The organism is Corallococcus sp. 4LFB, assembly GCF_046520365.1.
Lineage (GTDB): Bacteria > Myxococcota > Myxococcia > Myxococcales > Myxococcaceae > Corallococcus > Corallococcus caeni.
Window position 1 is genome coordinate 1 of the sequence record NZ_JBKGHJ010001301.1, and the last position, 253, is coordinate 253.

The following is a 253-nucleotide window of genomic DNA, read 5'->3' on the forward strand; positions in this document are numbered from 1 at the left end:
CCGCGCTCACCGCCGAGCGCTTCGTCCCCAACCCCTTCAGCACTTCGCCCGGCGCCCGCCTCTACCGCACCGGCGACCTCGCCCGCTGGCGCGCGGATGGCCAACTGGAGTTCCTCGGCCGTCGCGACAACCAGGTGAAGCTGCGCGGCTTCCGCATCGAGTTGGGTGAGATTGAGGCCGCGCTGGCCCGTCAGCCTGGGGTGCGCGAGGTGGCCGTCCTCGTCCGTGAGGACGTGCCCGGCGACAAGCGTCT

1 protein-coding gene is annotated in these 253 nt (G+C 71.9%); it reads left to right on the forward strand.

The genetic code is table 11. The features are described from left to right. Positions 1–253: hypothetical protein (locus ACLEQD_RS45410; protein ID WP_410392078.1), on the forward strand; the 253-nt coding region annotated here is incomplete at both ends.